This is a genomic window from Halorubrum californiense DSM 19288 (genome assembly GCF_000336875.1).
GTDB lineage: Archaea > Halobacteriota > Halobacteria > Halobacteriales > Haloferacaceae > Halorubrum > Halorubrum californiense.
This window is the reverse complement of record NZ_AOJK01000073.1, coordinates 50,735-68,220: the sequence shown is the minus strand read 5'-3', so window position 1 is coordinate 68,220 and position 17,486 is coordinate 50,735. Positions and strand designations below refer to the sequence as shown.

Here is a 17,486-nt window from a genome sequence, read left to right as displayed (position 1 = left end):
CTTAGTCCCGCGACGACCGCTCCGACCCCGGGAGCACGTCCCATCGGTCCGAGATGATCCCGTCGACCCCGGCCGCGATGAGCCGCTCGGCGTCCTCGCGGTTCGCGGCGGTCCAGGCGTTCACTCGCAGTCCGGACTCGTGCGCCGTCGCCACGAATCCTGGCTCGGTCGCGAGGTCGATCGGCGGGTGGAGCGCGACGCAGCCGAGGTCGGTCGCCGCATCGACCGCGCGCTCGGCGCTCCCGTCCGCGACGAGCAGCGCGCGGTCCGTCTCGGGATCGCGGTCCCGCAACGTCGCCAGCGCGTCGGGGTGAAACGACGAGAACAGCACGTCGTTCGCCGCTCGTCGGGCCGCGTCGAGCGCGTCGCCCGCGACGCCCGGCTCCTTGAGTTCGACGTTGACGAGGAGCGTGTCGGGGGCCGCGTCGAGCGCTCCTTCGAGCCGCGGGATCGATTCGCCGGAGTCGAGAACCGTCAGTCCGCGGAGTTCGTCCCAGTCGGCGTCCGCGACGCGCCCGGACGAACCGGTAAGCCGGTCGAGTTCCGCGTCGTGGAAGACGACGAGTTCGCCGCTCGCGCACCGGCGCACGTCGATCTCGACGGCGTCGACGTGCGGCGCCGCGCGCTCGAACGCCGCGACCGTGTTCTCCGGGTACTGCCCGGCGCAGCCGCGGTGGGCGATCAGGGCGACGCCGTCGGGGTCCGTCCCGCTCATTTCGGCGACCTCGTCGCCCTCGGCGGCCTCACGACCCTCCCGTTGGCCGTCTCCCTCGCTCATGCGCCCGTCTCGGCGCCGGACCGTGTTATCTCTTCCCCCGATCGGCCCTGCGTCCGCTCCCGTCGGGTTTTTGCCCGCGCGTCGCTCCGGGACGGACATGCGTATCGAGAACAGCTTCATTCCCGTCGAGGGGGTGGGCGAGACGACCGAACGACGCCTCTGGGGGCGGGGCGTCACCACGTGGGAGGCGTTCGACCCCGCGGTCGACGTCGCGGGCGTGGGATCGACGACCGCCGACCGGATCGACTCGTTCATCGCGGAGGCGCTGACGCGGCTCGACGACGGCGATTCCGCGTACTTCGACCGGGCGTTCCCCTCCGGCGAGCGCTGGCGACTCTACAAGAACTTCCGCGAGGAGACCTGCTTCTTCGACATCGAGACGACCGGCCTCGACGAGCGCCGCGACCGCGTGACGACGGTGAGCTTCCATCAGGGCGGCGAAACGACGACGCTTGTCGCGGGCGAGGACCTCACCGCGCGCCGGCTCCGGGAGCAGTTCGCGGACGCGAGCCTGCTCGCGACGTTCAACGGCGCGCGCTTCGACGTCCCCTTCTTGGAGACCTCATTCGACGTCGACATCGACACGCCGCACCTCGACCTGATGTACCCCGCGAAGCGAATCGGGCTCTCGGGCGGGCTGAAACCGATCGAGAAGGAACTCGGGATCGACCGCGACCGACCGGACATCTCGGGGCGCGACGCGGTCCGCCTCTGGCGCGAGTACGAGCGCGGGGACGAGGCGGCGCTGGAGACGCTCGTCTCGTACAACCGCGAGGACACGGTGAACCTCCGGGCGCTCGCGGACGCGGTCTGCGAGGCGCTCGACGACGAGGTGTTCGTCGCCGCCCCGGACGGAGACGGCGACTGAGGGATCCGATAGATCGGCGAGCGGCGGGTACGGACCGTCGAGGATGGACTGCCGAGGTCGGTGCGCTCGGGACAGTTACCGACGCAGGACGATGCCGCCGGACCCGACGACGACCGCGTCGCCGTCGACGTCGACCGCGTTCAGGTTCTCGCCGGTCGGCGTGTCGAGCGTGACCCGGCCGTCGGGCGCCAGCTCTTGGACCACGCCGCCGCTGCCGACGACGTAACCGGCCTCGCCGTCGGTCTCGACGTCGACGAGGTCGGCGTCGCCGAGGGCGTCGGGCGCCCAGTTCGCGCCGTCGTACGTCAGGACGGTGCCGTTACCGCCGGAGACGGCGACATCGTCGGGCGCGTCGCTGTCGAGGCCGTAGAACGTCACGTTGGCGTCTTCGATGCCGATCGCGTTCCACGTGACGCCGCCGTCGGTGACGAACACGCGGCCGTTCGTGTCGATCGCGTGGCCGCTGCGCGGGCCGTGGAAGTCGATCGCGGGGAGCGCGGAGCCGCTGCCCGGCGTGACGTAGTCCCACGTGCCCGTTGCCCCGTTCTCGAAGCTGTAGTAGATATTCCCCGAGTCCCCGGCGACGTACACGTTCGCCTCGCCGGCGGAGCCGGTGACCGCGATGTCGTTGTAGTTGTTCGTGTTGTCCATCGGCGCGGAGCGGTCGACGAGCGTGTCCGTCGCGGGGACGTACTCGCCGATGGCGCCGCTCGCGCCGACGAACCAGACGCGCTCGCCGTCGTCGGTGACGGACGCCCCGTAGAGGTTGTTCCCGTTCCCGGTCGGGCCGCCGTCGCGGAGCGTCCGCCAGCCCTCGGCCGCGGGCGCGGCGAGGACCCCGCCGCCGCCGACCGCGAAGCGACCGGCGTTCGCCGACACCACGTCGTGGAGCGTGCTGTTGGTCTCGGTCTTCTCGACGGTCCACTCGCTCTCCGCGGTCGCGGCGACGGTACCTACGCTGCCCGATGCGACGAGCGCACCCAGTCCCGCCAGCGTCGCGCGGCGGGTCGCCGTCAGTGATCGGCTCATGACGCACCCGGGCTTTTCCGCGCTCCTTGTAAGTGACTTGTGTCAGTTAACAAAATGACTGAAATTAAACCGGGTAAAATCGCGTAACACGTCGGCGGTGAGGGTGTTTCACACCGGTAACGCTTCTGCTTATCGTTCGAAAAACCGCTTCTGTGGCCTGAAATGCCCGTTTGGTGTTTCGGCGGGTGTGCGCCGAACACGTTCGGTCCGTCGGATCAGGAATCGCCGTCGGTCTCGACCGCGTCCGCCGCGGACCCCGCGTCGGCCGTCACCGTCGCGGTCTCCTCTGCGTCACCGTCGGTATCGTCGTCGGACGCCGCCGGGTCGTCCTCGCGCGCGGACTCCGTGGTCTCGCTTCCGTCCGGGTCGGCGGAGTCGGTGTCGTCGTCTGGCTCGTGGTTGGCCTCGACGTCGGCCGTTTCGTCTGCCTCGACGTCGGCCGGTTCGTCGGTCTCCGTCTCGTTCGATTCCTCGGCCTCTGCTTCGTCCGCTTCGTCCGCGTCGCTCTCCGACTCTTGGATCAGTTTCATCTCGCCGCGCGCTCGGAGAGTGCCTTGGATCTCGGCGCCGTCGTAAACCACCAGGTCGCCCGCGGAGACGTCGCCGAGCACGCGCGCCCCGCTCTCGACGGTCACGGTCCCGCCGCGGGTCGTCACGTCGCCGTGGATCACCGTATCTCCGCCCACGGAGATGTCCTCGCGGGCGCGCAGCGAGCCGAACACCTCGTTGCGCTCGCCGACGCGGATCGACGCCGCGCGGAGGTTGCCGTGGAGCCGGCAGTCGTCGCCGACGGTCGCCGGCGTCGAGACGCGCCACGCGTCGTCGGAAATCTCGGCGCTCCGTGGCACCAGCAGGGGGTCGCGAACATCGTCGCCGTCGGCGAGCGCCTCCGCCAGCTCGTCGGCGGCGTCGGTCTCGCCGACGCGCAGCAGCTGCGAGAGGACGATGAAGTAGAAGACGATAGTGGGGACGGGGTTGCGGATGACAATCCAGCCGTTGGCCTCGAACCCCTCCTCGATCGTCACGTCGTCGCCGATGTCGAGGTCGCCGGACACCATCAGGCGGCCGGTGACGGTCACCCGCTCGCCAAGGTACGCGTCCTCGCCGACCAGTACGTTGCCGTCGACGGAACACCAGGTGTCGAGTCGGCAGTCGCCCTCGGCCTCGATGTCGTTGGCGACGCGCACGCGCTCGCCGATCGCGACGTTGCGGCCGCGGACGCCGAGCTCGACGGTCGACTGGCCGCCCACGAGCACGTCGCCGTCGACGACGACGTCGTGCTCCTCGACGGTCGTTCCCGAGGGGATCGCGAGCTCCTCTATCGGGCCGTCTCCTCGCAGCGACACACCGGGAGCAGTCGCCCCGCCCGTATAAACGGTACGGGCCGTCGGACGAGCGTCGGACGCGGGCGCGCCGCCGCACCGCCGAGGCTGTGCTTCCCGAAATGGGACGTGAACCCCTACCGCGGCGGATCACGGTCGCTGCGCTTTTCAGTGCGCCGCCGAAGAGATACCTATGGGATTCGGATCGTACGACGAGAGCGAACAGAAGGACCAAGACGTCGACACCGACGAGGACGATGCGGTGAACGTCCACGAGAACGACCACGACGGCGACGTCTCTATCGAGGGCGACGCCGACACCGACGACCTCGTCGGCCGCCTCTCCGAGATGCGGGACGACGACGAGGAGTAGCCGGCGACGAACGCCCGTTGAGGGCGGATCCCCACCGCTCCGGCCGCACGCTTCGGCCGCACCGCCCCCTGCCGTACCGCATAGGCCGAACCGCCCTGACCGTCCGGCGGCGGAGACGGCGACCCGCCCGTGTCGCGCTCCTTTTACAGATACGCCGCCTACGCCGACACATGAGCACCGACCTGACGTTCACCGACCGCGGGGTCGACGTCGTCTACGAGGGGACCGAGTTCGAGCTGGAGAAGACGCTGATCGAGGAGGCGACCGGGAAGTCGTACCGCGACGTCACCGACCACGAGGTCCTGACGATCGTCGCCGAGGACCCGAATCTGGACGGCGAACCGGTTCGGATCGGCGACGTGTTGTAAAACTGGATTCGGATTCGGAACGGTCTCCTCTCACTCTGCCGCGACGAGCTTGTAGCCGCCGCCGTCGACGTCGCCGCCGTCCGGGTCCGGCGCGCGCTCGGCGTAGTAGATCTCGCCGTCGACGACGCGGGGCGCGCTCGTTATCCACCCGTCGTGTTCGACCCGCCAGAGCTCATCGCCGGAGTCGGCGTCCAGCGCGTAGAGCGTGCCGTCCTTCGACCCCGTCAGCACGCGGTCGCCGGTCGTCGTCGCGCAGCCGGTCAGCGGGCGGCCGGTCCGGAAGCGCCACTCCATCTCGCCGGTCGCGGCGTCGAGCGCGTACAGGTGGTCGTCGTGGCTCCCCATGTACACCGCGTCGCGCTCCGGGTCGATCGCGGGCCCCGTCATCGAGAGGTCGCCCGTCTCGAAGGACCAGTCCTCCTCGCCCGTCGCGAGGTCCACGCGGTACACGTTGAAGTCCCACGAGCCGAAGAAGGCGGCGCCGTCGTACGTCGCGATCGGCCCCTTGATCTCGCCGTCGTTGGAGTCGGGCGGGTCGGTCGCGAACCGCCACTGGAACTCCAGCTCCGGGAAGGTCCAGCAGTAGAGGTAGCCGTCGTTCGACCCGCACACCATCCGCCCCGCGTCGAGCGAGAGGGCGGGCGAGGAGTGCGGGTGGTCGGTGGGGCGGTGCGCGGGCTCCTCCCACGTCACGTCGCCCGTCTCGGCGTCGACGGCGAACAGCCGCCCCTCTGGGTCCGGGAACTCGACGGAGACGTACAGCTCACCGTCGAGATACAGCGGGCTCGACCCGATCGAACCGCCGAGGTCCGTCGACCACTCCAGGTCGCCGGAGTCGAGCGCGAACGCGTAGAGGACGCCGTCGTACGCGCCGACGTACGCCCGGCCGTCCGCGACCGCCGGCGTCCCGTGGAGCCCGCGGCCGTCCATGTCGGTCTCGCCGCGCCAGCGCACGTCGCCGCCGGCCGTTATCGCGAGGAGTTCGCCGGTGTCCCCCGGGAGGACGACCCCGCCGTCGGGGGTCGGCACCGCGCTCGCCTTCGCCGCGCTGTGGTCGCCGGTGTTCACCTCCGGGATCCGCCACGCCTCCTCGACCGCGTCGGGGACTGTCTCGTCCGGGTAGTACCCCCACCGCTCCAGCGACCCGCGGAACTGCGCGACGCCCGGAGGGAGCGTCTGCGGCGTCGGATCCCCCGCACCGGGCTGTACGTCCGGGGCCTCCCGCTCGTCGTCGATGGGCGGACTGTCGACGGAGGAGCAGCCGGCCGCGGCGGCGGTCGTCGCCGCGCCGACCGCGGCGATCCACTCGCGTCGGGAGAGGGCGTCGGTCATCGGGATAGTCGTCGCGCCCGGGTCGCTTTAGTGTGACGGCCGCACCGGTCACCGGCGGCGTCGCGCGTTCTGACCGGACGACTTTTTCCGCGGCCGTCCGAATCGAGGGTATGGATGTCGGATTCGACCTCGGCGCGAACGTCCCGTTCGGCGTGTTCGCGCTCCACGCCGTCATCGCCGTCGTGTTCTTGGGCCTCGCGGGCGTGAACGGCGCGAACGGCGAGACGATCGGTCTCGTGTTGTACCTCGCGATGGCCGGCATGATCGGGCTCGTCGGCGTGATGGCCGCACGGATCGTGGCTCGACGGTGACGTGACCGTCCCTGCCGCGTTCGGCGCGGACGAACGAGCGTTGCGGTCGGCGCCCGGTGCCGGTCGGTCCAACCGAATGGAGGAATAGATCCCCGTTCAGATGACAGCACAGTGTAAATCACGATCATCGTCCTCAGTCGATCCAACGTACCGTGCTGCGAGGCGGCTAACACGGTTCACAGAGTGGGTCGCCAACAGTTGTGTATCTCACTAACCACCACGCTCTGCCACCCGTCATCGACGACCGTTCATCTATCGCCGACGATGTCATCCGGAGTGAACAGCGAGACGTCGTCTCGCGCTTCCGCGGTCTGCTGTAGGCCTTCGGAGAATCCGGAGCGACAGAAACAGCAGTAGTGGTAGTCGGGGTCGCCTCCCGCGGGCGGTGTCCAGTCAACCTGCGCGGCGCCGCGTTCGAGGTCGGCGAGGTCGCCTTCGTGCATCTCGCGCGTCGTGTACTTACACTCGCCGGCGACAAGCGTACCGTCGCTCGCGAGGCCGACGACATCGAGTTCATCTTGACTGTGCCACCAGTAGCCGATCCCGCGATACGTCTTCGGAACGAGGTCAGGGAGGGCATTCTGGCAGACGAGTTCGAACATCGCGCCCATGTACTCAGTGAACGAGGGGGCAACGAGTTCGTCGTACGCGTCCTCGCCGAGCTGGGTGATCTTCTCCTCCTGGCCGTATACGTACCGGAACCAGAACCGAAAGAGCGGCTCTCTGAGACGGTACCGGCTCTTCCGCGTCGCGTTCGGGTTTGCCGTCACGGGGATATCGCGTTCGACGAGGCGGAGACGGCGAAGCTTCGAGAGGTAGGAGCCGAGGGCGTTCGAGTCGACACCCGCGAAGTCCGCGATCTCGTTGGCTGCGCGGCGTCCCGTCGCGATTGCGCGCAGGACCGTGTAGTAGGTCTGGGGCTCCCGGATGCCGAACTCGGTCCGGAGGAGGAACTCGGGCTCGGTGTGGAGGACACCGTGTTCGGAGAGTACCTGTGCTTGGATGTTCTCCCCGAGCGACGCATCGTCACTGAGCGCGCGGAGGTAGTACGGTGTTCCACCGAAGACACCCCACGTCTGGATGATCTCGTCGGGGTCGTCGCTCGGGTAGAGTTCCCGAGCGTCGTCGAGGGCGAGCGGTGACAGGTCGATGGTCGCGGTCCGCCGACCGTAGAGGGGACTCCCACCGGACAGCACCTTCTCCTCCATGATACTTATCGACGACCCAACGAGCACGAGCGTCATGCCGGTCTCTTCGAGGTCGAGGTCCCAGACGCGCTGGACCTTTGAGGGCAGGGCGTCGTCGGACTCCACGAGATACGGGAATTCGTCTAGGACGACGATGGCGTCCTCGCGACCGAGGGCGCGGAGCAGGGCCTCCCAGTCTCGCTGGATATCTTCGAGGAGCGGGAACGTCTCACTCGCGGTGTCGAGGAAGTTCGCGAGCTGTGCGTCGGGTGTCTCCTCGGTCGCCTGCCAATAGACGGCGTCGTCGCGCTCGGCAATCGCTTCGCGGACGAGCGCGCTCTTCCCGAGGCGTCGCCGCCCGTAAATGACGACGAGGTCGGAGTCGTCACGCTCGAAGCGTGAACGCAGGAGATCGAGTTCGTCGTCCCGGTCGACGAACTGGGGTCGTGCCATGTGAACACTACGTGAACCGCCTACGTAATGCTGGCGACTATCTAAAACTCAAATTTACTAATCGCGATTTTACTATTTCGGATTGGCGATCGCACAGCCAAGCCATCATCACGCGAGGCGGGAATCAGAAGACCGTATGGCGAAGACAGCGGCCGAACCAGAACGGGTCGTGAGTGGGCACATGACGGCCGCACAGCTGGTCGAAGAACCACGACTTGCCCGACTCTACACGTCCATCCTGCTGGAGGGCGAGGGACAGTCGACGGAATATAGGTAGCGCGTTCGGGTGCCTGCTCCGACATGAGCGCACTCGTCGACGCGCGTCTCGGCCATCAGATGTCACCTCCGAACGAACAGTCTGGGCAGGTGTCGTAGGGGATCGCGCTGCCGGGCTTCGACGTCCGCTGGATTCGCGCTCCGTAGTGGGGGCAGAACCTCATGCCCGACACACCCCGTCGTCGAGCGCGGCGCACCGCTGCTGGTACTCGGTGATGTAGAACCCGCAGAATTCGCAGATCTTCGGATCTGCGTTTACCTGAGGTTCACAACGGCTTAATCTTGGAATGGGGCCGGAGGGATTTGAACCCCCGATCGACTGATATCTCCGGTGCGCCTCGGAACTCCAGAGGGTCGTCAACACGACCGATGATCAGTCGGCCGCTCGGTATATCAGTCTGGAGTGTCGTCCCGGGCGCAAGCCTCTGGAGTCAGTCGCCATGCCTGGCTTGGCCACAGCCCCGCGTGATCTCGCATCAGTTGCTTGCCGAAACGCGGATAAAGGGGTTTCGATCGAAGGCCCTCGGGGACGCGACGGCGACGACGAAAGCGCGTGACGCCTCGGCGATCCGGGCGGGATTACTCCCGGTCGTCGTCGCTCCAGTCGCAGTCTTGGCACTTGTAGCCGGTGACGAACTCCGTCACGCTCGGCATATACCCGACCGAGATGACGTCGCCGCCGCACTCCGGGCAGTCGCGGTCGGCGTCCGCGATCGATTCGGCCTCCAGTACCGACTCCCCTTCGACCAGCTCTGCGAGCTTCTCGGGCGTCACCATCCGCCCCTGAACGACGCGGTTCGACATACCGGCTGTTCGGGGCCGAGTACCTAAACCCCGGCGACACGCGCGGGGCGCGAAGCGAGAACCAACGCGAGTCGAACGCGCCGAGCCCCGCGGCCGATCACCCCGGAGTCAGAGCCACGGCGCCCGGGAGTCGTCGTCCGTGAACGGGTCCGAGCCGTCGTCGTCGGCCTCCCGCCGCTCGCCGCCGTTCGCGAGGACCGCGACGTCGTCATCGACGATCGGGGAGGGCCCCTCGGGCGGCGCGTCGAGCGGGGGGTCGCTCGGCGACTCCGCGGGCTCCTCGTCGGCGTCGGCCGCGTCCTCGTCCCCTCCGTCGGCGGGCTTGTCGGGGGTGTCGTCGTCGGGTGCGTCGTCGTCGGGGGCATCGTCGTCGCCGCCGGGGCCCGCCACGCCGTCCGCGTTCGGGTCGTACGCGAACAGGGTCGTCACGGCGAGCACCGCGAGCGCGATCGGCGCCTCCGTCTGCATCAGGTCGAACGGGCCGAGCAGGATCGGCAGCGCGAGCACGCCCAGCGCGACCGCGGAGCCGAACCGGAAGCGGTCGATGTCGACGCGGCCGCGGAGGTGCGGCGACAGCAGCGCGATCGACAGCGCGAACGCGACGCCGACGGCGGCGGCCGCGGTGCCGTTGACAACGTACTCGGTCGAGGTCCGGAAGGTGAATCCGGATGGGTTGAAGCTCGCCACGAGACCGAGTCCGATGATCACGCCCGGACTCGGCAGGTACTCGCCGATCTCCGAGCTGGCGGTCTTGGCGGCGATCGTCAGGATCACCAGCCCGGCGAACCGCTCGAAGACGAGCAGGTCGAGGAGCTCTTGGAGCATCGGCGCGAGGGCGGCCTCGACGGCGGCGACCGGAATGATCACTGCGCCGATCAGCAGCACGGAAGTGACCATCTCTCGACGGGAGCCGTCCATCTCCGCGAGGATCACGGCGGCGGTCGCGGAGCCGCCGAAGATCAGGATGCCGGTCTCGATGACGCCAGTCGCGGTCGAGAGGACGCCGGCGACGACTAGGGCGGGGAAGATACCGTCGACGAGCGGCAGGACCATGACCGTCGCGAGCAGCTTCGTCGCGCTCCCGACCTGCTGTTCCAGTCGCAGGGCGACCGGATGGCGTGACGTGCTCATTTAGGGACGATAGCCCTGACCTGAGGGGTGGCGGTGGGACGCGTGCGACTCGCGGTGGTCGGGGGACCAGCACGCGGAGTCCACGCCGTGGGGGGTCCGACGAGCCCATGTAAACGGTTTGCGCGGATTGCCGGCTGTAAAGCGGACGCCGATGGCGGCGTTCGGCTGGCCGGCGATGCGCGCGTTCACGGGACTGTCGGAGTCCATACATAGTATACGTGTTTCGGTCGCGTTAAAGGTTGTGTGAGACGTGTCCGCACGACACGAAGTATCGACGGCAAAACGCCATATTCGACGACGATACGTCGATATTTTCGAACATATTCAAACATTTCTCGGCAGCGGCGTCCCGGGGACGATGAACCGGTTCCGGCCGGCGAGTCACCCCCGAGCGCCCGCGCGCTGTGCGCGGTTTGCCCGCCGAATAACCACGATCGTGGATACAACACGGGCTCGAATGTGACCAACAACCACGTCCGTGCCGTCTCGCAACGCTTTTTATCGGCCGTTCGTGACGGATTATATGGCGACAGATTCTGGCCGATTCTCTGAGAAGCTCGAGGTTCCGGAAGCGCTGACGTTCGACGACGTGCTGCTCCGACCCAAGGAGAGCCGGGTCGAGCCAGACGACGCCGACCTGAGCACTCGGGTGTCGAAGAACGTCGAACTCACCGTCCCCGTGCTGTCGGCGGCGATGGACACCGTCACCGAAAGCGACCTCGCCATCGCGATGGCCCGCGAGGGCGGGCTCGGCGTCCTCCACCGAAACATGACTGTCGAGGAGACGGCCGCTGAGGTCGAGCGCGTCAAGCGCGCCCACGAGCTCGTCATCCGCCGCGAGAACGTCGTCACCGTCTCGCCGGACGACACCGTCCGCGAGGCCGACGCCGTGATGGAGCGACAGGGCGTCTCGGGCGCTCCCGTCGTCGCCGCCGACGACACCGTCCTCGGGATCATCTCCGGCACCGACATCCGCCCGTACCTGGAGGTCGGCGAGGACGACGCCGTCCGCGAGGCGATGACCGACGAGGTCATCACGGCGCCGGAGGACGTCGAGGCCCGCGAGGCGCTGGAGCTGATGTACGACCACAAGATCGAGCGGGTCCCGGTCGTCGACGGCGACGACCGGCTCGTCGGGCTCGTCACGATGCAGGGCATCCTCCAGCGCCGCGAACACGAGGAGGCGGCCCGCGACGGGCGAGGGCGCCTGCTGGCCGGCGTCGCCGTCGGCCCCTTCGAGGAGGAGCGCGCGGTCGCGGCCGACGAGGCCGGCGTCGACATCATTTTCATCGACTGCGCGCACGCGCACAACCTCAACGTGCTCGACTCGGCGGAGGCGATCAAAGGGACCGTCGACGCCGACGTCGTCGTCGGCAACGTCGGCACGCGCGAGGCCGCCGAGGCCGCCGTCGACTTCGCCGACGGGCTGAAGGTCGGTATCGGTCCGGGCTCGATCTGTACCACGCGCGTCGTCAGCGGCGCCGGCATGCCCCAGATGACCGCGGTCGCTGAGGTCGCGGACGTCGCCGCCGAACACGGTGTCCCCGTCATTGCCGACGGCGGCATCCGCTACTCCGGCGACGCGATCAAGGCGCTCGCGGCAGGCGCCGACGCGGTGATGCTCGGCTCCTACTTCGCCGGGACCGACGAGGCCCCCGGCCGCGTCATCACGATGCAGGGCAAGAAGTACAAGCAGTACCGCGGGATGGGCTCGGTCGGCGCGATGAAGTCCGGCGGCGGCGACCGCTACCTCAAGGAGGAGGACGAGGACGAGGAGTTCGTCCCCGAGGGCGTCGAGGCGGCGACCCCGTACAAGGGGAGCCTCGCCTCCGAACTCCACCAGCTCACGGGCGGGATTCGCTCCGGGATGGGGTACGTCGGCGCGGAGACCGTCCCCGACCTCCACGAGCGCGCGGAGTTCGTCCGCGTCTCCACCGCGGGCCAGAGTGAGAGCCACCCGCACGACGTGATGATCACGGACGAGGCGCCCAACTACAGCCCGGACGAGTAACCCGGACGGTCGGCTCGGGCGGACGGGTCCGCGAACGGCCCCTCGGCCGGACACGCTCACGGCCGACCGCCGACCGATCGGCCGCTCGGGCCGCGCGTCGAAGAGGTATTTTAATATAGCCAGCGGCGAGAAGAAACGTGTGAGCGAACACCCCCTCGCTCCCGTCATCCATGAGTGAGCAACCGCCGCTGGTCCTCGTGGTCGAGGACGAACCCGACTTGGCCGACCTGTACGCCGCTTGGCTCGGCGACGAGTATCGCGTCCGAACCGCGTACGGTGGCCGAGAGGCCCTCGATCAGATCGACGAGGCCGACGACGAGGTCGACGCGATCCTGCTCGACCGTCGGATGCCGGGCCTCTCCGGCGACGAGGTCCTCACGGCCGTCCGCGACCGCGGCATCGACTGCCGGGTCGCGATGGTCACCGCCGTCGAGCCCGACTTCGACATCTTGGAGATGGGGTTCGACGACTACCTCGTCAAGCCGGTCACGAGCGAGACGCTCCGCGAGACCGTGGAGGGACTGTTGCGCCGCGGCGAGTACGACTCGGAGGTCCAAGAGCTGTTCTCGCTGACCTCGAAGAAGGCGATGCTGGAGTCCGAAAAGAGCGCCAACGACCTCGCCGACAACGAGGAGTACCAGCGGCTCACCGAGCGCATCGAGGACCTCCGCGACCGTGCCGACGAGTCGCGCGACGCGGTCGCGACCGACGACGAGGACTACGAGAAGCTCTTCCAAGACTTCGACACCGACGGATAGCCGGCGAACGAACGAGACCGAGGGGGCGCCGCGGACTCTTTATCAGCGATCCGGCCGAAGACGTGTTCGTATGCGCGTCCGGGACCTGCCACTGTCTCAGCCCGTCGTCGACCACTTCGCCGAACGCGGCGTGTGCGAGCTGTATCCGCCACAGTGCGCGGCGGTCGACGCGGGCGTCTGCGAGGGCGCCGACGTCGTCGCGGCGGTGCCGACCGCGTCGGGGAAGACGTTCGTCGCCCAGCTCGCGCTGCTGACCGCCGACGGGCCCGGCCTCTACGTCTGCCCGCTCCGTGCGCTCGCCCGCGAGAAGTACGAGACGTTCGCCGCGCTGCCCGGCGTCGACGTCGGCATCTCCACCGGCGACTTCGACGCGACGGGCGAGGCGCTCGCGGGCAACGACGTCGTCGTCGCCACGAGCGAGAAGGTCGACTCGGCGATCCGCAACGGCGCCTCGTGGGTCGACGAGCTGGCCTGCGTCGTCGTCGACGAGGTCCACCTGCTCGGCGCGAAGCGGCGCGGGCCGACCCTCGAAGTGACGCTGGCGACGCTGCGGCGCCGGAACCCCGACCTCCAGACGGTGGCGCTGTCGGCGACCGTCGACAACCCCGACGCGATCGCCGACTGGCTCGACGCCGCGCTCGTCGAGTCCGACTGGCGTCCCGTCGAGCTACGGACCGGCGTCGCCGTCGGCGGCGAGGTCGCGTTCGACGACGGGACGGGCCTATCGGTCGACGTCGACCTTGAAGTGAGTGATGACGACGGAGACGGCGACGAAGACGACGAGGTGGAGGCCGCCGAGGGCGAGGATCTCGACCCGACCGAGGTGACGGCCGCCCTCGTCGCCGACGCGGTCGCGGACGGCGGCCAGTGCCTCGCGTTCGTCCGTTCCCGCCGCGAGGCGGTCGACCTCGCGGAGCGGCTCGCGGACGACGGCCTCGCCGCGGAGCTGGGGGTCGAAGACGCGGCCGCCGCGGCGGCCGAGGAGGCCACCGACGTGGACGGCACGCTCACCGGCCGACAGCTCGCGGACTGCCTGCGTTCGGGCGTCGCGTTCCACCACGCCGGGCTCCGGTCCGGCCACCGCGCGGTCGTCGAGTCCGCGTTCCGCGAGCGCGACGTGGCCTGTATCTGCGCCACCCCCACGCTGGCGGCCGGCGTCAACGTCCCCGCCCGGCGGGTGGTCGTCCGCGACCAGCGCCGGTACGGGGAGGGCGGCATGGCGTGGATCCCGACCCTCGAAGTCCACCAGATGTGCGGCCGCGCCGGCAGACCCGGCCTCGACCCCCACGGGGAGGCGGTGCTCGTCGCCGATGCTGACACCAGAGCCGAGGTTCACGAGCGGTACGTCGAGGGCGAGCCGGAGGCGGTCGAGTCGCAGCTCGCCGACCCGGCCGCGCTCCGCACCCACGTCCTCGCGGCGATAGCGACGGATTTCGCGGCGACCGAGTCTGAGATCCTCGACGTGTTCGAGGGGACCTTCTACGCGCGGGAGACGGGCGCGGGCGGCCTCGCGGACGCGGTCGCCGTCGCGGTCGACGACCTCGTCGCGGCCGGGATGGTCGCGCGGGAGACGGGGGGCGTCGAGGACTACCGGCTCGTCGCGACGGCCGTCGGCGAGACCACCTCGAAGCAGTACGTCCGCCCCGAGACCGGCGAGCGGATCGTCGCGGGCCTGCGAGCGGCGGCCGGCCTCACGGAGGCGACGACGCTCACCGCCTTCGAGGTGATCTGCGACACGCCGGACATGCAGGACACGTACCTCGGCAACGCCGAGCGCGCCGAGATCTACCGGTTCGCACGGAGCAACGCCNCGCCATCAGAGATGTGTATAAGAGACAGACTTCGGGGGGTGGCTGGAGTCGGTGAAGACGGCGCGCATCCTCGACGAGTGGATCGGCGGCGCGACCGTCGAGGAGCTCGTCGAGCGCTACCGGATCGGCCCCGGCGACCTCGACTCGCGCGTCGAGCGCGCGGAGTGGCTGCTGAGCGCGGCCGAGGCGCTCGGAGAGACGATCGGCGTGTCCGTTCCGGCGGTGTCACGGGCGCGGTCGCGGCTGTGAGTAGGAGAGGACAAAATCGGCGGCGGCGCGCGTCGGCTCAGTCCGCCGAGCCGACCGCGCGGTGGAACGGGGTCCGGGCGATCGTCTGTCGCAGCTCCGCGAGCGAGTCGCGGCCCACGTCGCTCGCGGCGGACATCACCGCGAACACCTCTTCTCTGGACACCTTCACCCCGGTCTCGGTGAGCGCGTCCTCCGGACGGGTCCCGAGTTCGCGGAGGGTGCCGACCGCGAGCAGGTACGGGACGGTCCACGCCTCCATCGTGTTGCCGTTCGACAGCGGCATCGTCTCCAGGTACGCCTGCGCGTCGTCGAGGAACGAGCGGGCGTAGTCGGCGGTCCGGTCGACGACGCGCGCGGACGACTCGCGGTTCTCGGGATGGACGACGCGCTCCTGTTCGACCCCCTCGGCCTCCAGCCACTCGGCGGGGAGGTAGACGTTGTTCTCCTCGGTGTAGTCGTCGTACACGTCCTTCGAGACGTTCACGAGCTGGAGGAGGAGCCCGAACTCCTCGGCGGTCTCCCGCAGGCGCTCCGCGCGCTCCTCGCCGACGTCGCCGCGGGTGAGGAGGTTCGTGATGAGGTTGCCGACGGTGCCGGCCGCGTAGTAGCAGTACTGCTCCAGCTCGTCGCGGTCGTCGATGCGGAGCCCGCCCTCCGTGGCGTGGCGGTCGACGAACATCGCCATCCCGTCGACCATCTCCAACACGGGCGGGACGATGGCCTTCTGGGCCTCGGGGTCGAGGTCCTCGAACGTCGCGGCGATGGTGGGCGCCTCGGCGACGACGGTCCAGTCGTCGTCGCGCTCGTCGGGCAGCCACTCGTCGACGGCCTCGCGGAACTCGCCGATGTCGGTCTCGTGGTCCGGGTCGATCGCTCGCCGGTAGGTCCGCAACACGTCGCTCTGGGCGTCCGGCGGGATGTGCCCGGCGTCCTCGACCGTGTCGGCGACGCGACAGAGGAGGTAGCCGACGCAGATCTGCGAGGCCATCGGTTCCTCCAACACGTCGACCGTCAGCGCGAAGGTCCGCGAGACCCCTTGGACCGCCTCGTGGCACCACGCGAGGTCGGCCTCGGCGGGGGCGTGTTTTCGTCCGCTCATTCAGTTAGCAGTGTTTACGGCACAACGCATAAAAAGTCTCGTGGAACGGCGGCCGGCCGGCGTTCGCCATGCGGGGGCGCGAAACCGCACGACACGGGCCCCGCCCGGTCCGACGAACCGCTGACCCGTGTACAACCGTGTGAAAACGGCTAAGTCCGCCCGGCCGAACCCACCGACATGGAATTCACGCTCACCGAAGAGCAGCGTCAGATCCGCGACACGGTCGCGGAGTTCGTCGACGAGGAGGTCGTCCCGCGCGCGGCCGAGATCGACGAGACCGACGAGTTCCCCGCGGACCTCGTCCAGGAGATGGCCGACCTCGGCCTCATGGGCATGCCGTTCCCGGTCGAGTACGAGGGCGCCGGCCTCGACTACCACAGCTACGCGATCGGGCTCGAAGAGATCTCACGCGGCTCCGGCGGACTCGGGACGGTCGTCGCGGCCCACACGTCGCTGGCCGGCAACATGCTCTACGAGTTCGGCGACGAGGCCCAGAAGGAGGAGTACCTCACCGCCCTGAACACCGCCGAGGACATCGGCGCGTTCGCGCTCTCGGAGGCCGAGGCGGGCTCGGACGTGCCCGCGATGTCGACCACCGCGGAGCGCGACGGCGACGGCTACGTCGTCAACGGCGGGAAGCTCTGGATCTCGAACGGCTCCGTCGCGGACACGGTCACGCTGTTCGCCAAGACGGACCCGGACGCGGGCCGGAAGGGCATCTCGTCGTTCGTCGTGCGCCCCGAGGCGGACGACGGGTTCATCGTGGAGGGGACGGAGGACAAGCTCGGCGACAAGGGGTGTCCCACCGCGGAACTCCGGTTCGACGACATGTGGATCCCCGAGGACCGGCGGCTCGGCGAGGAGGGTGACGGGTTCGTCCACGCGCTGAAGACGCTCAACGGCGGGCGCATCACCATCGCCGCCCGCTCGGTCGGGATCGCCCGCGCGGCGCTCGACGAGGCGAAGTCCTACGCTCAACAGCGCGAGCAGTTCGACCGCCCCATTTCCGACTTCCAGGCGATCCAGCACAAGCTCGCTGACATGGACACGAAGGCGCGCGCCGCGGAGCTGCTGATGCACGAGGCGGCCGACCTGAAGATGCGCGACGAGGACTACATCAAGGAGGCCGCGCAGGCGAAGCTGTACGCCTCTGAGATCGCCCGCGAGGTCGCCAACGAGGGGATCCAGATCCACGGCGGCTACGGCTACACCAAGGACTTCCCCGCGGAGCGCTTCTACCGCGACGCCAAGCTCTCGGAGATCTACGAGGGGACCAGCGAAGTGTTGCGCAACACGATCGCCCAGCAGTTACTCGACGAGTAGCGC

General features: G+C 69.0%; 16 protein-coding genes, 1 tRNA gene and 1 pseudogene. 9 read left to right on the top strand and 9 right to left on the bottom strand.

The window, feature by feature from the left end; genetic code table 11:
- Position 1: 1 nt before the first annotated feature.
- Positions 2-715 (bottom strand): glycerophosphodiester phosphodiesterase, encoded by a 714-nt coding sequence (locus C463_RS15620; RefSeq protein WP_049906052.1) that lies wholly within the window; start codon positions 713-715, stop codon positions 2-4.
- Between the two features lie 160 nt (positions 716-875).
- On the opposite strand from C463_RS15620, the gene C463_RS15615 reads away from it, so the two are divergent.
- Positions 876-1,646 carry a ribonuclease H-like domain-containing protein gene (locus C463_RS15615; protein WP_008445679.1) on the top strand — a complete coding sequence of 257 codons (771 nt, stop codon included), beginning with the start codon at positions 876-878 and terminating at the stop codon, positions 1,644-1,646.
- A 75-nt stretch (positions 1,647-1,721) separates the two neighbouring features.
- On the opposite strand, the gene C463_RS15610 is transcribed toward C463_RS15615, so the two are convergent.
- Both C463_RS15610 and C463_RS15605 read right to left on the bottom strand, forming a co-directional pair.
- Positions 1,722-2,675: a WD40/YVTN/BNR-like repeat-containing protein gene (locus tag C463_RS15610; RefSeq protein ID WP_008445677.1), complete on the bottom strand. Its 954-nt coding sequence runs from the start codon at positions 2,673-2,675 to the stop codon at positions 1,722-1,724.
- 215 nt (positions 2,676-2,890) lie between these two features.
- A complete protein-coding gene (locus C463_RS15605; RefSeq protein WP_008445675.1) occupies positions 2,891-4,021 on the bottom strand; it encodes a polymer-forming cytoskeletal protein in 1,131 nt (376 codons plus the stop codon).
- 169 nt (positions 4,022-4,190) lie between these two features.
- On the opposite strand from C463_RS15605, the gene C463_RS15600 reads away from it, so the two are divergent.
- Both C463_RS15600 and C463_RS15595 read left to right on the top strand, forming a co-directional pair.
- Positions 4,191-4,370 (top strand): DUF5786 family protein, encoded by a 180-nt coding sequence (locus C463_RS15600; RefSeq protein ID WP_008445673.1) that lies wholly within the window; start codon positions 4,191-4,193, stop codon positions 4,368-4,370.
- A gap of 170 nt (positions 4,371-4,540) precedes the next feature.
- Positions 4,541-4,738: a DUF5800 family protein gene (locus tag C463_RS15595; protein WP_008445671.1), complete on the top strand. Its 198-nt coding sequence runs from the start codon at positions 4,541-4,543 to the stop codon at positions 4,736-4,738.
- Positions 4,739-4,768: 30 nt separating this feature from the next.
- On the opposite strand, the gene C463_RS15590 is transcribed toward C463_RS15595, so the two are convergent.
- Positions 4,769-6,070, bottom strand: coding sequence for an outer membrane protein assembly factor BamB family protein (locus tag C463_RS15590; protein WP_008445670.1), 1,302 nt, complete (start codon positions 6,068-6,070; stop codon positions 4,769-4,771).
- Between the two features lie 110 nt (positions 6,071-6,180).
- On the opposite strand from C463_RS15590, the gene C463_RS15585 reads away from it, so the two are divergent.
- Positions 6,181-6,381, top strand: coding sequence for a hypothetical protein (locus C463_RS15585; protein ID WP_049906040.1), 201 nt, complete (start codon positions 6,181-6,183; stop codon positions 6,379-6,381).
- A 248-nt stretch (positions 6,382-6,629) separates the two neighbouring features.
- Here the strand turns inward: C463_RS15585 and C463_RS15580 are convergent, their stop codons facing one another.
- On the bottom strand, positions 6,630-8,021 hold the full coding sequence (locus C463_RS15580; RefSeq protein WP_008445663.1) for an ATP-binding protein: 1,392 nt from the start codon (positions 8,019-8,021) through the stop codon (positions 6,630-6,632).
- Positions 8,022-8,157: 136 nt separating this feature from the next.
- Here C463_RS15580 and C463_RS19050 point away from each other — a divergent pair, with 136 nt between their 5' ends.
- A complete protein-coding gene (locus C463_RS19050) occupies positions 8,158-8,298 on the top strand; it encodes a hypothetical protein (protein WP_158294449.1) in 141 nt (46 codons plus the stop codon).
- A gap of 287 nt (positions 8,299-8,585) precedes the next feature.
- Here C463_RS19050 and C463_RS18860 read toward each other — a convergent pair.
- The 3 genes from C463_RS18860 to C463_RS15570 form a co-directional block, all read right to left on the bottom strand.
- Positions 8,586-8,760, bottom strand: a tRNA-Trp gene (locus C463_RS18860).
- A 116-nt stretch (positions 8,761-8,876) separates the two neighbouring features.
- Positions 8,877-9,101 carry a DUF5795 family protein gene (locus C463_RS15575; RefSeq protein WP_008445657.1) on the bottom strand — a complete coding sequence of 75 codons (225 nt, stop codon included), beginning with the start codon at positions 9,099-9,101 and terminating at the stop codon, positions 8,877-8,879.
- A gap of 108 nt (positions 9,102-9,209) precedes the next feature.
- On the bottom strand, positions 9,210-10,232 hold the full coding sequence (locus tag C463_RS15570; RefSeq protein ID WP_008445655.1) for a DUF5794 domain-containing protein: 1,023 nt from the start codon (positions 10,230-10,232) through the stop codon (positions 9,210-9,212).
- Between the two features lie 523 nt (positions 10,233-10,755).
- On the opposite strand from C463_RS15570, the gene guaB reads away from it, so the two are divergent.
- The 3 genes and pseudogenes from guaB (at position 10,756) to C463_RS15555 (ending at position 15,061) form a co-directional block, all read left to right on the top strand.
- Positions 10,756-12,243: an IMP dehydrogenase gene (gene guaB / locus C463_RS15565; RefSeq protein ID WP_008445652.1), complete on the top strand. Its 1,488-nt coding sequence runs from the start codon at positions 10,756-10,758 to the stop codon at positions 12,241-12,243.
- 170 nt (positions 12,244-12,413) lie between these two features.
- Entirely contained in the window at positions 12,414-13,001 is a 588-nt protein-coding gene (locus tag C463_RS15560) for a HalX domain-containing protein (protein WP_008445650.1), read from the top strand.
- A gap of 70 nt (positions 13,002-13,071) precedes the next feature.
- Positions 13,072-15,061: pseudogene (locus C463_RS15555) on the top strand (DEAD/DEAH box helicase).
- A gap of 37 nt (positions 15,062-15,098) precedes the next feature.
- Here C463_RS15555 and C463_RS15550 read toward each other — a convergent pair.
- The gene (locus C463_RS15550) at positions 15,099-16,160 is read right to left on the bottom strand and encodes a phytoene/squalene synthase family protein (RefSeq protein WP_008445646.1); all 1,062 of its coding nucleotides are present in this window, start codon (positions 16,158-16,160) and stop codon (positions 15,099-15,101) included.
- Positions 16,161-16,337: 177 nt separating this feature from the next.
- Here C463_RS15550 and C463_RS15545 point away from each other — a divergent pair, with 177 nt between their 5' ends.
- The gene (locus tag C463_RS15545; RefSeq protein WP_008445644.1) at positions 16,338-17,483 is read left to right on the top strand and encodes an acyl-CoA dehydrogenase; all 1,146 of its coding nucleotides are present in this window, start codon (positions 16,338-16,340) and stop codon (positions 17,481-17,483) included.
- The last annotated feature ends 3 nt before the right edge of the window (positions 17,484-17,486 follow it).